13 protein-coding genes are annotated in these 14,083 nt (G+C 68.0%); 7 read left to right on the forward strand and 6 right to left on the reverse strand.

Features of this window, described 5'->3' with window-relative positions; all coding sequences use genetic code 11:
- Window positions 1-3 precede the first annotated feature (3 nt).
- Both fliJ and R9B84_RS16195 read left to right on the forward strand, forming a co-directional pair.
- Window positions 4-462, forward strand: a complete 459-nt coding sequence (gene fliJ / locus R9B84_RS16190) for a flagellar export protein FliJ (protein WP_047899286.1) — start codon at window positions 4-6, stop codon at window positions 460-462.
- Between the two features lie 31 nt (window positions 463-493).
- Window positions 494-1,873 carry a flagellar hook-length control protein FliK gene (locus R9B84_RS16195; RefSeq protein WP_423758716.1) on the forward strand — a complete coding sequence of 460 codons (1,380 nt, stop codon included), beginning with the start codon at window positions 494-496 and terminating at the stop codon, window positions 1,871-1,873.
- A gap of 164 nt (window positions 1,874-2,037) precedes the next feature.
- On the opposite strand, the gene R9B84_RS16200 is transcribed toward R9B84_RS16195, so the two are convergent.
- Window positions 2,038-3,678, reverse strand: coding sequence for a GMC family oxidoreductase (locus tag R9B84_RS16200; protein WP_423758717.1), 1,641 nt, complete (start codon window positions 3,676-3,678; stop codon window positions 2,038-2,040).
- Window positions 3,679-4,407: 729 nt separating this feature from the next.
- Here R9B84_RS16200 and R9B84_RS16205 point away from each other — a divergent pair.
- On the forward strand, window positions 4,408-5,850 hold the full coding sequence (locus R9B84_RS16205; protein WP_423758718.1) for a coniferyl aldehyde dehydrogenase: 1,443 nt from the start codon (window positions 4,408-4,410) through the stop codon (window positions 5,848-5,850).
- Window positions 5,851-5,922: 72 nt separating this feature from the next.
- Here the strand turns inward: R9B84_RS16205 and R9B84_RS16210 are convergent, their stop codons facing one another.
- Together R9B84_RS16210 and R9B84_RS16215 are read right to left on the reverse strand one after the other, a co-directional pair.
- Complete coding sequence (locus R9B84_RS16210) at window positions 5,923-6,945, reverse strand: serine/threonine protein kinase (protein WP_423758719.1); 1,023 nt, start codon at window positions 6,943-6,945, stop codon at window positions 5,923-5,925.
- A gap of 58 nt (window positions 6,946-7,003) precedes the next feature.
- Entirely contained in the window at window positions 7,004-7,216 is a 213-nt protein-coding gene (locus R9B84_RS16215; RefSeq protein ID WP_004198969.1) for a hypothetical protein, read from the reverse strand.
- 804 nt (window positions 7,217-8,020) lie between these two features.
- Between R9B84_RS16215 and R9B84_RS16220 the strand changes: the two genes are divergently transcribed.
- Window positions 8,021-8,902, forward strand: coding sequence for a DMT family transporter (locus tag R9B84_RS16220; RefSeq protein ID WP_423758720.1), 882 nt, complete (start codon window positions 8,021-8,023; stop codon window positions 8,900-8,902).
- A 302-nt stretch (window positions 8,903-9,204) separates the two neighbouring features.
- Window positions 9,205-9,390 carry a hypothetical protein gene (locus R9B84_RS16225; RefSeq protein WP_014895742.1) on the forward strand — a complete coding sequence of 62 codons (186 nt, stop codon included), beginning with the start codon at window positions 9,205-9,207 and terminating at the stop codon, window positions 9,388-9,390.
- A 109-nt stretch (window positions 9,391-9,499) separates the two neighbouring features.
- On the opposite strand, the gene mgrA is transcribed toward R9B84_RS16225, so the two are convergent.
- On the reverse strand, window positions 9,500-10,543 hold the full coding sequence (gene mgrA / locus R9B84_RS16230; protein ID WP_423758721.1) for an L-glyceraldehyde 3-phosphate reductase: 1,044 nt from the start codon (window positions 10,541-10,543) through the stop codon (window positions 9,500-9,502).
- 186 nt (window positions 10,544-10,729) lie between these two features.
- Between mgrA and R9B84_RS16235 the strand changes: the two genes are divergently transcribed.
- The gene (locus R9B84_RS16235; RefSeq protein WP_423758722.1) at window positions 10,730-10,936 is read left to right on the forward strand and encodes a DUF3185 family protein; all 207 of its coding nucleotides are present in this window, start codon (window positions 10,730-10,732) and stop codon (window positions 10,934-10,936) included.
- Window positions 10,937-11,086: 150 nt separating this feature from the next.
- On the opposite strand, the gene R9B84_RS16240 is transcribed toward R9B84_RS16235, so the two are convergent.
- Complete coding sequence (locus R9B84_RS16240; RefSeq protein ID WP_423758723.1) at window positions 11,087-11,860, reverse strand: phytanoyl-CoA dioxygenase family protein; 774 nt, start codon at window positions 11,858-11,860, stop codon at window positions 11,087-11,089.
- A 353-nt stretch (window positions 11,861-12,213) separates the two neighbouring features.
- On the opposite strand from R9B84_RS16240, the gene R9B84_RS16245 reads away from it, so the two are divergent.
- Window positions 12,214-12,561, forward strand: coding sequence for a hypothetical protein (locus tag R9B84_RS16245; protein WP_423758724.1), 348 nt, complete (start codon window positions 12,214-12,216; stop codon window positions 12,559-12,561).
- Window positions 12,562-12,671: 110 nt separating this feature from the next.
- Here R9B84_RS16245 and metK read toward each other — a convergent pair whose 3' ends face one another.
- The gene (gene metK / locus R9B84_RS16250; protein ID WP_039353866.1) at window positions 12,672-13,859 is read right to left on the reverse strand and encodes a methionine adenosyltransferase; all 1,188 of its coding nucleotides are present in this window, start codon (window positions 13,857-13,859) and stop codon (window positions 12,672-12,674) included.
- Between the last annotated feature and the right edge of the window lie 224 nt (window positions 13,860-14,083).

Genomic DNA, 14,083 nt, shown 5'->3' on the forward strand with positions numbered 1-14,083 from the left:
CAGATGGCTCACGGGTTTCCCCTTCAACTGCTGCTCGACCGCGCGCAGGAAGACCTCGACTCGGCCGCGAAGCAGCTCGGCACCGCGCAGCGCGACCGCAGCGCGGCCGCCGAGCAGCTCGACGCGCTGCTGCGCTATCGCGACGAATACCACGCGCGCTTCGCGCAATCCGCGCAGCACGGGATGCCGGCCGGCAACTGGCGCAATTTCCAGGCATTCATCGACACGCTCGAATCGGCAATCGCGCAGCAGCGCAACGTGCTGGCCGCGGCCGAAGTCCGCATCGACGAGGCGCGCCCAAACTGGCAACAGAAGAAACGCACCGTCGGCTCGTATGAAATCCTGCAGGCGCGCGGCGTCGCGCAGGAAGCGCAGCGCGACGCCCGACGCGAACAGCGCGACTCCGACGAACACGCCGCGAAGATCCTGCGCATGCGGGCCGACGCGGCCCGCTCGTCGTAACCGACCACCGCCTTCGAACGAGAGAACCGTCATGCCTCCCCTGCCCCTGCTCGGCGCGCTGATCGACACCGCCGGCGCCGCACTCAAGGCCGCCCGCGGCTCGGGTTCGTCCGGCGCCGCCGGTAACGACGCCGCAACCGCCACGACCGCCGTGCCGTTCGCGCAGACGCTGAAGCAAAGCGTCGACACGCGGCGCGACGCGGCGAATTCCGCCACGCCGGATGCGTCGACGACGCAGGCCGCGTCGAAACCAGCCGCCGGAACGAAGCCGTCCGGCACGGACGACGACCAGTCGACCGACGGCACGAACGCCGCCATCAACCCCGACGCCGGCGCACTCGCGGCTGCCGCGGCCGTGCAGGCACAACTGCAGGCACGCACGGACAACGCAACGCCGGCCGATGCCGCTACCTCTACCGCCGCTGCCGCTGCCACTGCCATTGCCTCTGCCGCGCAAAAGACGGCCGTGTCCGGCCAGCCCGACGCGACGGCGACTCTGGCGGACCACACAGCCAAGGATGCGGCCGCCCAGCCGGCCACGCCTGCGTCTAGCCGCGACGCGCTGCAAGCGGCGCTCGCCAAGCTGACCGGCGGCTCGGGCGCGATCGCGATGCCCGCGACCAGCGCAACGGCTTCGGCTTCAACTTCGACACCGGCACCGTCTGCCTCGACCGCCGCTGCCGCACCGCTGACGCCGAAAGTGCCGACGTTCGACCGCACGCTCGCCGACGCGAAAGGGGCGCTCGCCCCGCAGCAGACGCCGACGCAGGCCCCCGCGCAGGCGCTGCAGGCCGACGCGAACGCGCAGTCCGGCGCGCAGCATGCGCTCGCGGCAGCCAGCGAAGCAACGGACCCGGCCGCCAGCGCGACGCTCGCGGCCGGCGCAACGGCTGCGGCCGCGGCGCAGGCGAACCTGCAACTGTCGCCCGCCGCGAGCGCGATCGCCGCCGCCAACACGCACGTGCTCGCCCCGCACGTCGGCACCGCCGACTGGACGGACGCGCTGAGCCAGAAGGTCGTATTCCTGTCGAATGCGCACCAGCAGAGCGCCGAGCTGACGCTCAACCCGCCCGATCTCGGGCCGCTGCAGGTGGTGCTGCGCGTCGCGGACAACCACGCGCACGCGCTGTTCGTGTCGCAGCACGCGCAGGTGCGCGACGCGGTCGAAGCCGCGCTGCCGAAGCTGCGCGAAGCGATGGAAGCGGGCGGACTCGGGCTCGGCAGCGCGACCGTCAGCGACGGCGGCTTCGCGTCGCAGCAGCAGAACCCGCAACAGACCTTCGCAGGCGGCCAGTCGTCGCGGCGCGGGAACGGCGGATCGTCAGCCGTCGACGCACCCATCGACGCTGCGCAATCCGCACCGGCCGCCGCGAGCGTGAGCCGCGCCGGCCTCGTCGATACGTTTGCATAGGGCCTGTTCCCGTTAATAACGGGCTTGCGAACGTGCGTTGCCGGTCGTCCCCCAGGGGGACTTCCTTCGGGCGCATGCAAGAAGTGAGGGGCACCGTTTGGCCGTGCCGAACGCCCCGACGGAAGTCCCCTTTCGACGCCGCCGCGCGGCCCGGTGCACGCCGCTCAGCGGCCGTGCACCGCGGCAGCCGCCTCGCCGCTTGGCACACCGCCCTTGCGCGCCGCGACGATGAAGTCCGCCGCGCGTTCGCCGATCATCACCGACGGCGCATTCGTGTTCCCGCCGACCAGCGTCGGCATCACCGACGCATCCACCACGCGCAACCCTTCGACGCCGCGCACGCGCAGCTGCGGATCGACGACCGCGCGCGCATCGGAGCCCATCCGGCACGTGCCGACCGGGTGATAGATCGTGTCGGCATGTGCGACGATCGTCGCGCGCAGCTCGGCTTCGCTCTGATCTGCCCGCGTGTACAGCTCGCGCCCGCCCTGCGACGCGAGCGGTGCCTGCGACAGGATGCGGCGCATCGCCTGCGTGCCGCGCACGAGCAGGTCGAGATCGCGCGTATCGCTGAAGAAACGCGGATCGATCAGCGGCGCGTCGCGCGCATCGCCGCTCGCGAGCGCCACCGTGCCGCGGCTGAACGGCCGCAGCGCGCACACGTGCAGCGAATAGCCGAAACCCCAGTGCATCTTGCGGTTGTGATCGTCGACGAGCGCCGTGCAGAAATGCAGTTGCAGGTCGGGACGCTCGAGCGACGGATCGCTCTTGATGAAGCCGCCGGCCTCCGCGACGTTGCTCGTCATCATCCCCGTGCGGCTCGAGAAATAGCGCGCGAGCGCCGGTGTCATCTTCGCGATCCCGCGCAGGCACACGCCGACCAGTTCCGACGAATTCACGCGCGTGTTGATGATGAAGTCGATATGGTCGATCAGGTTCGTGCCGACGTCCGGCGCATCCTGCACGACCGCGATCCCGTGCCGGCGCAGTTGCTCGGCCGGACCGATCCCCGAACACATCAGCAGTTGCGGCGAATTGAACGCGCCGGCCGACAGGATCACTTCCGCACGCGCGCCGAGCGTCTCGATGCGACCGTTGCGCGATACCGCGACGCCGACCGCGCGCTTGCCGTCGAAGCCGACGCGCAGCACCGTCGCATCGGTGATCACGTGCAGGTTCGGCCGGTTGCGGCCGTAGATATACGCGCGCGCCACGCTGCAGCGCGAGCCGTCGCGGTGCGTAACCTGGTAGAAGCCGACGCCTTCCTGCGTCGCGCCGTTGAAGTCGTCGTTCAGCGGATAGCCGGCCGCGTGCGCGGCCTCGATGAATCGTTCGGAGAACGGATTGCGAAAGCGCAGATCGGACACCGACAACGGGCCGTCCGCGCCGTGCCACGCATCGGCGCCGCGCTCGTTGCCTTCCGAGCGACGGAAATACGGCAGCACGTCCTGCCAGCCCCAGCCCGTTGCGCCGAGCTGCGCCCACTCGTCGTAGTCGCCCGGGTGGCCGCGCGTATAGATCATCGCGTTGATCGCGCTCGAGCCGCCCATCCCGCGCCCGCGCGGCTGGTAGCCGCGCCGCCCGCCGAGGCCCGGCTGCGGCACCGTCTCGTAGCCGTAGTTCGTGCCGAGCTTGAACGGCACCAGCGCCGCGATGCCGACCGGCATGTTGACGAGCAGGTTGCGCTCGGTATGCGAGCCGGCCTCGATCAGCGCGACCGTCGCGTCGGGGCAGGCATCGGCGAGACGGCCTGCCAGGCTCGAACCGCCCGAACCGCCGCCGACGATGATGTAGTCGTATTGCATGTCACGTCTCCGTCGTGTCATGGAAGGCGCCCGGCACCGCCGCGCGACCGCGTCCCCTCTTGTAATGTTCGGGCATTGTAGGAATCGCCGTCGCACGCGCGGCGCGCGGATTCAAGAGCGATTCCTCTAAACGCCCGCGTGAACTAAATTTAAGATGTATCGATTCGCTTCGCGCGACGCGCCGGCCACGAGAAGCCGATCCGTCGCGAAACGGGAGGGACGACGATGCAGCGCCAGGTTCTGCAGGCCGGGTGTCGACCGGGTTGTCCGGATGCACCGCACGCGGCCCGCATTTCATTTCAAACGGCTGCCCGCGCGGGGACGGTCGGCGTCATGCGCGCAGCCGATCGAAATCGAACGGCATGCGTCGTCGCCGACCGTTTGGACGGCTGTCCGCCGCAGCGGCACGATGTGCTGCGGCTCGTATCGGCGTGCGTGTCGCGCGGCCCCGCTTCGGTGCGCCGGCAGGCGCTCGCGCTGCAGCGTCGCATGCCCGACAGTAGTCGTATCGCACGGCACCCGCATGCACCGCAGCGCGGTTTTCGGATGCCAATACCGTCGCGCGGATGCGACGCCCGCCGCACGCTGCAACCGGTTTTCGAGCACACGTCGCATCCGGCCCCGCGCCGCGCGACGCGCACCACCCCGATCCGCGCCGCCGCGCTCGCCGAGCGCTCGCGTGCGGCGTGACGGCTGGCCGACAAGCCAGGCCCAACTGGAGGAGACGACATGAAGAACGACCTGCCCGAACTGGCCCCGCAAGCACTGCCGTCGGCCGATGCGCTGACGTCGCTGCTGCGCGACCAGCGCGCGGCCTACCTGCGCGCACCGTACCCGGCCTGGGAGACGCGCGTGCAACACCTGCGTGCGCTGCGCGCGATGCTGCTCGACCACGCGGACGCGCTCGCCGAAGCAATCAGCGCCGATTTCGGCCATCGCTCGAAGCAGGAAGTGCTGCTGTCGGAAATCTGGATGGCGAAGGAAGAGATCGACGACGCGCTCAAGCACGGCAAGCGCTGGATGAAGCCGATCCGCAAGCCGATGAACAAGTGGCTGCGCCCGGCGCGCGCGAAGGTGATTCCGCAACCGCTCGGCGTGGTCGGCATCGTCGTGCCGTGGAACTACCCGGTGCTGCTCGCGGCCGGCCCGCTGATCTGCGCGCTTGCGGCCGGCAACCGCGCGATCATCAAGATGTCCGAACTGACGCCGCGCACGTCGGCGCTGTTCGAGCAACTGATCGCGAAGACCTTCACGCGCGATCACGTCGCGGTCGTGAACGGCGATGCGGAGGTCGGCGCCGCGTTCAGCGGGCTGCCGTTCGATCACCTGCTGTTCACCGGCTCGACGCAAGTCGGCCGCCACGTGATGCGTGCGGCCGCCGATAACCTCACGCCCGTCACGCTCGAACTCGGCGGCAAGTCGCCGGCGATCGTCGGCCCGAATGCACGCTTCGACGCAGCCGTCGACGCGATCGTCGCGGGCAAGACGCTGAACGCGGGCCAGACCTGCATCGCGCCCGACTACGTACTGCTGCCGCGCGGCATGGAAGCCGCGTTCATCGAGCGGGCGCGAGCAAAGTTCGCGAAGATGTATCCCGACCTGTCGGCGAACGGCGATTACACGACGATCGTGTCGCCGCGCCATTACGCCCGGCTGCAGCAACTCGCGAGCGATGCGCAGGCGGCCGGTGCGCAACTGCATCCGCTGTCCGATGCGCAGTCCGATCCGGCGTCGCGCCGCTTCGTACCGTGCGCGGTCACGCAGGTGCCGGCCGCGTCGCAACTGATGCAGGAGGAAATCTTCGGGCCGCTGCTGCCGCTCGTGCCGTACGAACGGCTCGACGAGGCGATCGCGTATGTGAATGCGCGCCCGCGTCCGCTCGCGCTCTACCTGTTCGACGAGGACGGCGGCACGATCGACCGCGTGATGCGCGAAACGATCTCGGGCGGCGTGACGGTCAACGAAGCGCTGATGCACATCGCATGCGGCAGCCTGCCGTTCGGCGGCGTCGGTGCGAGCGGCATGGGCGCGTATCACGGTTACGACGGCTTCGTGACGTTCTCGAAGATGAAGCCCGTGCTCACGCAGGCGCGGCTGAACACGCGCGGCCTGATCGCGCCGCCGTACGGCAAGCGCTTCGCCGCGGTGATCAAGCTGATGCTGAAGTTCTGATCGGAACGGGCCGCGCGCATCGCGCCGCGGCCCGCGCAAGCCTGCCGCGCGGCGCGGGTGCCGCGCGCGCCGTCACACGGGCCAGAGCGGCCCTTCCTGCATCGCACCGATCTGCTCGCGCAGTTCGAGCACGCGTGCTTCCCAGTAACGATGCGTGTTGAACCACGGAAACGCGGCCGGGAACGCGGGATCGTCCCAGCGCCGCGCAAGCCACGCCGCGTAGTGGATGAGCCGCAGCGTACGCAGCGCTTCGACGAGATGCAGCTCGCGCGGCTCGAATTCGCAGAAATCCTCGTAGCCGGCCAGCAGGTCCGCCAGCGCGCGCGACGCGCCTTCGCGATCGCCCGGCAACAACAGCCACAGATCCTGGATCGCGGGCGCCATCCGGCTGTCGTCGAAGTCGACGAAATGCGGACCGGCATCGGTCCATAGCACGTTGCTCGGATGACAGTCGCCGTGCGTGCGCAGCAGGCGGATCTCGCCCGCGCGTTCGAACGCGGCCTCGACCCCTTCGAGCGCAAGCGTGACCGCCGTCTCGTACGCGGGTCGTACGTCATCCGGAATGAAATCGTGCGCAAGCAGGTAGTCGCGCGGCTCGTAGCCGAACGTCCCGATGTCGAGCACGGGACGCGCGACATACGGCTGCGTCGCGCCGACCGCATGAATCCGGCCGATGAAGCGGCCGAGCCATTCGAGCGTGTCGTTGCGATCGAGATCGGGTGCGCGACCGCCGCGCCGCTCGAAGATCGAGAACCGAAAGCCGTCGAACGCGTGCAGCGTGCGGCCGTCGAACGTGCGCGCAGGCACCGCCGGAATCTCGCGCGCGGCGAGTTCGGCGACGAACGCGTGCTCTTCGAGGATCGCGTCGTCCGACCAGCGCGCCGGACGGTAGAACTTCGCGACGACCGGCGGGCCGTCTTCGATGCCGACCTGGTAGACGCGGTTTTCGTAGCTGTTGAGGGCGAGCAGGCGCCCGTCGGTGCGCAGGCCGGCCGGCATCAGCACGCTGTCGAGCGCGTCGAGCACGCACTCGGGCGTGAGGCCGGCGAACGGCGGGCCGGCGGGAGAAGCGGGAGCGGAAGTAGCGTCTGTCATGCCCCGCATTGTGCCGTCAGCCGGGCCGAAAGACGAGCGCCCGGTACGGCTTGCACGCTCAGTGAAGCGCGGCGCCCGCCGGCAGCACGGATTCGCCGGTGTCGATCAGGTCCTCGAGAAAGAACGGCTCGGTGTTGAGTTCTTTCGACTCACCCGGCACGCCCGCGTACCAGGTCACCATGGCCATGTCGCCCAGGATGCGCTGGACGATGCCGCGCGCGCCCTTCGGCACCGCGATATGGGTAGTGCAGACAATCGACCCGACATGCATGATGGTTCCCCACTCTTGAATCTTGAAACCCGGCCCGCTGGCGAGCCGGCAAATGCGCGATCCGCGCCGCTCTCGACGGAGCGTTGCGCGTCATCCCATTGTTCACGGTTTATCGAAGCGCGAAAAGAAGAAGAAGCAGGCGAAGTGCCGCGAATTCGTCGAATGTCTCCAATCAACCACTGCGCCGCGCGTGCGCTTGCACGGACGGATACCCCCATCATACCCTGTCGAATGTGACCGCCCGCCGAATCCGCCCGGCGCCGCAGCGCGCACGCGATTGACGCAACGCGCACATCGTTTGTCCGGTGCCCGGCCGCCGGGAGATTTCGCGTGACCGAGCCTGCCGGAACCACGCCGCCGGCCTCGTGCGATGCCCCCGCCTGGTACGCGGCTCGCGCAGCCGCCGGCGCGCACGCGTCGCCCGGCATCGCCGCAACACGTCTTTCGTCATGCGGGCCGCCGACAGTTGTTGCGCTGGATGCCGGCCTTGCAGTACCTTTGACGTTCATTCGCGTTCAACCGCATTCCGACACGATGCATCCGCTCACGTCCGCCCTCGCAAAATCCCGGCCGCAGTTCGACTCGCGGCCGCAGGCGTGCGCGCATCCGTCGGTCCTCCCGCCTCCTGTCGCACCGCCGCTCGTCGGCGCCGCGCCGCCCCCTCCGGTGGCACGCGCCGGCTGACCAGCCGGCTTCCGTTTCGTCTTCCATTCGCCCGTCAGCTTTCGTTCGTGCGTCGTGACGCACGGCTCCTGGCTGCGCGCGCGGATGGAACGTTCCGATCCGTTCGACAGGTGGATTCACATGGTTTCGTTCAAACGCGCGCTTGCCGCGCATGGAGCGACGTCGCTCTTCGTGCTGCTGTGGAGCAGCGGCGCGATCTTCGCCGAACTCGGTCTGCGTCACGCATCCGCGTTCGTCTTTCTCACCGCGCGTTTCGCGCTCGCATCGCTCGTGCTGCTCGCGCTGGCCTTCGTGCGCAAACGCTGGCTGCCGCCGCGCGGCGAGCGGCGCATGGCCGCGCTGACCGGCCTGCTGATGATGGGTGGCTATTCGATCTTCTACCTGCTCGCACTCGAGCGCGGGATCGCGCCGGGCGTGCTCGCGACGATCCTCGGCGTGCAGCCGATCCTCACGCTCGCGATCGTCGAGCGGCGCTGGCAGCCGGTGCGCATCGCGGGGCTCGCGCTGTCGCTGGCCGGCCTCGCGCTCGTCGTATGCCGCGGCGTGGGCGATGCCGGCCTGCCGGTCGCGGGCGTCGCGTGCGCGCTCACGGCACTCGTCGCGCTGACCGTCGGCTCGCTGCTGCAAAAGCGCGTACGCACGGCGCCCGCCGACGTGCTGCCGCTGCAGAATGCGATCGGCCTCGCACTGTGCGTGGCGATCGTGCCGTTCCGGCCGGTGTCGCTCGATATGAGCTGGGCGTTCGTCGTGCCGCTCCTGTGGCTCGGCATCGTGATCTCGGTGATCGCGCAACTGCTGTTCTACCGGTTGATGCAGCGCGGCGATCTCGTCAACGTAACGAGCCTGTTCTACCTCGTGCCCGTCGTCACGACGCTGATGGATGCCATGTGGCTCGGCAACCGGCCCGAGCCGCTCGCGCTTGCCGGCATGGGCGCGATCATCGCGGGGCTGGCGCTCGTGTTCCGCGCACCGGCCGCCGGCACGCAACCGAACCGCGCGTAAGCGGACAGGCCGCCGCGCCCGCGGGTGCGGCGGCCTGCATCGGACATATACGACAATTCCGCGAAAATCGAAAGGAACGGGAAAGATGCGTGCAAGGCGTTCGTCGAGCTTGCAGGAAAAATGCGCGATTCGCCGGGCTTTCCGCTGATTTTTAATGGTTCGGATAGCGAAAAGCGCTGCCGGTTACCTATACTCGAATTGACCGCCCCACTCGCAATCGGGTCGGACCAACATTAGAAACACCCGGCATGGGACTGGAGTCAGCACTAAAGCGCCAACTCCGGCCGACACTGGAGACACGCATGACGACCTATTTCACGATCGGCGACTTCATCCTGTTGATTCCGATGGCGCTGGCCGGAGCGCTATTTCTTGGCGCGGTGCCGTGCGCAACCGAATTCCGCCACAACCTGCTGCGCGTGCTGGGCGTCATCCTCGGCGTCGGCGTCGCGGTATTGCTGGTCGAAGGTCTGCCTGCGCTGCTCTAGCCGCGCACCTCGTGCCTGACGCGCATCGCTGCACCGCAGCGATGCGATCTGTTGCCTGCAAGCCGGAGATACCGGCACGCGATGTTTCGCATGCCGTATCGACTGCCGGTCAGATGGCCTGATCGGTGGACGGCTTTTCCCACAGATTGATGCCGCCTTCCGTCGCGTAACGATCGATCTCCGCGAGTTCTTCCGCCGAGAATTCGAGGTTCTTCAGCGCGCCGACGTTCTCACGCACCTGCTCCGCACGGCTCGCGCCGATCAGCGCGGACGTCACGCGGCCACTGCGCAGCACCCACGCAAGCGCCATCTGCGCGAGGCTCTGCCCGCGCCGCTCTGCGATCGCGTTGAGCTTGCGCACATGCTCGAGGTTGTCCGCGCTCAGGTGATCCTGCGTCAGCGAGCCGCCGCCCGGCTTGTTCACGCGCGCGTCGGCCGGCACACCGTTCAGGTACTTAGACGTGAGCAGCCCCTGCGCGAGCGGCGTGAACGCGATGCTGCCCGCGCCGACGTCGTCGAGCGTGCCGAGCAGGTCGCTCTCGATCCAGCGGTTCAGCATGTTGTACGAAGGCTGGTGGATCAGCAGCGGTACCTTGTACTGCGCGAGCAACCCGGCCATCTCGCGCGTCTTCGCCGCCGAATACGACGAGATGCCGATGTAGAGCGCCTTGCCCTGCTGCACGGCCGACGCGAGCGCGCCCGCCGTTTCCTCGAGCGGCGTATGCGCGTCGAAGCGGTGCGAATAGAAGATGTCGACGTAGTCGAGCCCCATCCGCTGCAGGCTCTGGTCGAGGCTCGCGAGCACGTACTTGCGCGACCCGCCGCCGCTGCCGTACGGCCCCGGCCACATGTCCCAGCCGGCCTTCGTCGAGATCAGCAGCTCGTCGCGATACGGCCGGAAATCCTCCTTCAGCAGCCGGCCGAAGTTGGTTTCCGCGCTGCCGTACGGCGGCCCGTAGTTGTTCGCGAGATCGAAGTGGTTGATGCCGAGGTCGAACGCGGTGCGCAGGATCTCGCGCTGCGTCGAGATCGGCGTCGAGTCGCCGAAGTTGTGCCACAGGCCGAGCGACAGCGCGGGCAGTTTGAGCCCGGATTTGCCGCAGGTGCGGTATTGCATGTCCGCATAACGTTCGGAAGCTGCTTCGTAGGCCATGAGTATTTCCCGTCAGGACGTCGGAGGGAGGGGCGCGCACCGGTCGCGCCCAGGGCACGACGGCGGCGAAGAAAAACGCACGACGGCTATGGTAACGAAGGCGGCCGATGCGCGCACGGCGATGGACGCGACCGCGGCCGTCGCCTACACTGCGGCGTCTCGAATCACCGTTTCAGCGAGGTTGGTATGTCCCGGGTCATCTCGGTTGCGCTGCTCGTCGGCGGCGTCGTGCTGCTGTATTTCGGCGGACAGTCGTTCCATTCGATCAACGACAACATGTCGCGCTTCTTCACCGGCTCGCCCGCCACGAAGACGATCCTGCTGATCGTGGGCGGCGCCGTCGCGTCGTTCGTCGGCCTGATCGGCCTCGCGATGCCGGGCGGCAAGCGCTGATCGCGCAGCCGCGCGACGCGCGAACGGCCCGCGTCACACGTTCGGGCCGCGCAAAACGAAACGGGCGGCCAGGCCGCCCGTTGCTTCATTCGCCCGCGATGCGCCGCATCGCGTGATCGCCGCGGCCTCGCCGCGCCGTCCGATCCGCGCCTAGAACTGCACTTCCGGCTTCGCCGCCGAGCGCGTGCCGGGCACCGGCCGGTTGCTCGCGCCGTGGTACGTGTACACGAGCGAGAACTTCACCTGGTCGGAACGATTCTGCCCGGCCGAATGCAGCGTGTTGCTGTGGAAGAACACGACGTCGCCCGCCTGCAGCGACGGGCACGTGGCCGCGTCGATCATCGTCCGGTTCTCCGGCAGGTCGCTGCGGAAGAACTTCGCATCGTCGAACGCTTCAGGCCCGAACTCGGCCGTATGCGAACCCGGCACGAGCCACAGCGCACCGTTCTCGTTCGTTTCCGGCCCCAGCGCGAGCCATACCGACACCATGTCCGAACGCTCGAACGCCCAGTAACGGAAGTCGCGATGCCAGCCTGTCAGGCTGCCGTACGCGGGGTGCTTGGTCATCATGCAGTTGTGATGCGCGCGCGACAGCACGGGCTCTTCACCGAAATACTCGCGCATCCACGCGCCGATTTCAGGTGCGATCGCGCGCTCGGCGAATGCCGGATCGCGCGTGTACGCATCGAGCAGCCGCCGCACCGTGTGCCCGCCCGGCGCATGCTTCGACTCGGGTGCGCCCGGGTAGCGCAGGTCCGCCTCGAATTCGATCGGCTCGGCGGCCTCCTGCAACTGGCGCTCCGCTATCCGTTTGAGCGCCGCGCACTGTTGCTCGCCGACAAGGCCACGCGCGACGACGAAGCCGCGCTCGCGCAATTCCGCGACTTGCGCGCGGATCGATTCCGACTGCAATGGAGACGACATGGGATGCCAGACGTATTTTGTGTGAATGTGACGATTGTAAATCGGCGCCGGATGCCGCGAACAGCGCCATTATCGTGCGCAGGGGCATGCCAATCGCCGATTTGATCTGGCGCAAGGGAACTGTGCGGCGCGGCGTTGGCCTCACCGACAGGCGGTATGCGGCACACGCCTTGTGGCACAAGGGTTTATCGCGACTTTTGCCCGTCATGAATCCCCTGTAGCCTGACGCGGCCTGTCAATTCTGGCGGGCGCGGCGCGCAGCGAGTTTCGGTAAGATCCGTTGCGCCATCCGAGGCCGTTCATACCAGTGCGCTCTTCAAGGGCGCCATCCATACAAGCGAAGCATCGTTCACATGCCATTCCGTCTGACTTCCCGTCTCAGCCGCACTGCGAAACGCGTCGTGCCGCCTGCTCCTGCCCGCCCGCTGCGCCATCACCGCGCACGCACGCAGGCGCTGGCCGAGCGCACGCCCGCGCACGGCCGGCTCGACGGCATCCGCGCGTGGTTCCACGCGTTTTTCTCGATGATGAGCACGCAGGCGTTCGCCCGCCGTGCCGGCCTGCGCTCGCTGCTGCAGAAGCCGTCGTCGCTGCGCGCACTTGCGCTGCGCCGGGCGCTCGGCCCGCAACGCCGCGTCAACCGGCCACGCCGCCTCGCGGCCAGCAACGGCTGGTTCGGGTTCGGGTTCGGCGCGCGCTGAAGCAGTGCCGGCGGGCACTGCCCGCCATGATCGCCGCCGTTGCGCCGGCGATCGGAATCCATAAAAAAACCCCGGCTTGGCCGGGGTTTTTCGTTTCGGGCGAACGACGCTTACGCGACGCGAGCCGTCGGCTCCACGCCGGCCGCTTCGGCCAGTGCGAGCGCCTTGTCGGTCGCTTCCCACGAGAATTCCGGCTCTTCGCGGCCGAAGTGGCCGTAAGCAGCCGTCTTCTCGTAGATCGGGCGCAGCAGGTCGAGCATCTTGATGATGCCCTTCGGACGCAGGTCGAAATGCTCGCGCACGAGCTTCGTGATCACCGCGTCCGACACGCGGCCCGTGCCGAACGTGTTGACCATCACCGAGGTCGGCTCGGCAACGCCGATCGCGTACGACACCTGGATCAGCGCGCGCGACGCGAGGCCGGCGGCGACGATGTTCTTCGCGACGTAGCGGCCTGCATACGCAGCCGAACGGTCGACCTTCGACGGATCCTTGCCCGAGAACGCGCCGCCGCCGTGCGGTGCGGCACCGCCGTACGTGTCGACGATGATCTTGCGACCCGTCAGGCCGCAGTCGCCCTGCGGGCCGCCGATCACGAACCGGCCGGTCGGGTTCACGAGGAACTTGATGTCGCCCTTGATCAGGTCGGCCGGCAGCGTCGGCTTGATGATTTCCTCGATTACGGCTTCGCGCAGCGCGGGCAGCTCGATGTCCGGTGCGTGCTGCGTCGACAGCACGACGGTGTCGATCGAATCGGGCTTGCCGTCGACGTAGCGGACCGTCACCTGCGACTTCGCGTCCGGGCGCAGCCATTGCAGGCGGCCGTCGCGGCGCAGGCTGGCCTGGCGCTCGACGAGACGGTGCGACAGGTAGATCGGCAGCGGCATCAGTTCCGGCGTTTCGTCGCACGCATAACCGAACATCAGACCCTGGTCGCCCGCGCCTTGGTCGAGGTTGTCGTCGTGTGCACGATCGACGCCCTGGGCGATGTCCGGCGACTGCTTGTCGTACGCGACGAGCACCGCGCAACCCTTGTAGTCGATGCCGTAGTCGGTGTTGTCGTAGCCGATGCGCTTGATCGTGTCGCGCGCGATCTGGATGTAATCGATGTTGGCCGTCGTGGTGATTTCACCGGCCAGAACGACGAGACCCGTGTTGCACAGCGTTTCCGCCGCGACGCGGGAATATTTGTCCTGCTCGAGGATGGCGTCGAGAATCGCGTCCGAGATTTGGTCCGCGACTTTGTCCGGATGGCCTTCGGAGACGGATTCGGACGTGAAGAAATAATCGTTTGCCACTTTTTCAGGCTCCTGTGTGGTTACGGTTGGTTTCACGTAGCCAGCTTCGTTGGGCCTGAAGCGGCGACGCTTTAGCGGATTACCAGGACCGGGCAGCACGCTTCGCGCCAGCCGGCTTCGCCCCGCAAGTTGTCAGTTAACTCGGCGAAGCCCGTATTATAGCGGCTTTCCTGAATTGTCACAGAGCGCCGCCCGTGCTGTTTCTTCCGCCGTCTTACCACCCT

The sequence above is a fragment of the Burkholderia sp. NLJ2 genome (assembly GCF_049487195.1).
Lineage (GTDB): Bacteria > Pseudomonadota > Gammaproteobacteria > Burkholderiales > Burkholderiaceae > Burkholderia > Burkholderia pyrrocinia.

Bases quoted from the DNA above. Each gene is read 5' to 3' on its own strand.
- fliJ (WP_047899286.1), top strand. From the start codon at position 4: ATGGCTCACGGGTTTCCCCTTCAACTGCTGCTCGACCGCGCGCAGGAA.
- R9B84_RS16195 (WP_423758716.1), top strand. From the start codon at position 494: ATGCCTCCCCTGCCCCTGCTCGGCGCGCTGATCGACACCGCCGGCGCC.
- R9B84_RS16200 (WP_423758717.1), bottom strand. From the start codon at position 3,678: ATGCAATACGACTACATCATCGTCGGCGGCGGTTCGGGCGGTTCGAGC.
- R9B84_RS16205 (WP_423758718.1), top strand. From the start codon at position 4,408: ATGAAGAACGACCTGCCCGAACTGGCCCCGCAAGCACTGCCGTCGGCC.
- R9B84_RS16210 (WP_423758719.1), bottom strand. From the start codon at position 6,945: ATGACAGACGCTACTTCCGCTCCCGCTTCTCCCGCCGGCCCGCCGTTC.
- R9B84_RS16215 (WP_004198969.1), bottom strand. From the start codon at position 7,216: ATGCATGTCGGGTCGATTGTCTGCACTACCCATATCGCGGTGCCGAAG.
- R9B84_RS16220 (WP_423758720.1), top strand. From the start codon at position 8,021: ATGGTTTCGTTCAAACGCGCGCTTGCCGCGCATGGAGCGACGTCGCTC.
- R9B84_RS16225 (WP_014895742.1), top strand. From the start codon at position 9,205: ATGACGACCTATTTCACGATCGGCGACTTCATCCTGTTGATTCCGATG.
- mgrA (WP_423758721.1), bottom strand. From the start codon at position 10,543: ATGGCCTACGAAGCAGCTTCCGAACGTTATGCGGACATGCAATACCGC.
- R9B84_RS16235 (WP_423758722.1), top strand. From the start codon at position 10,730: ATGTCCCGGGTCATCTCGGTTGCGCTGCTCGTCGGCGGCGTCGTGCTG.
- R9B84_RS16240 (WP_423758723.1), bottom strand. From the start codon at position 11,860: ATGTCGTCTCCATTGCAGTCGGAATCGATCCGCGCGCAAGTCGCGGAA.
- R9B84_RS16245 (WP_423758724.1), top strand. From the start codon at position 12,214: ATGCCATTCCGTCTGACTTCCCGTCTCAGCCGCACTGCGAAACGCGTC.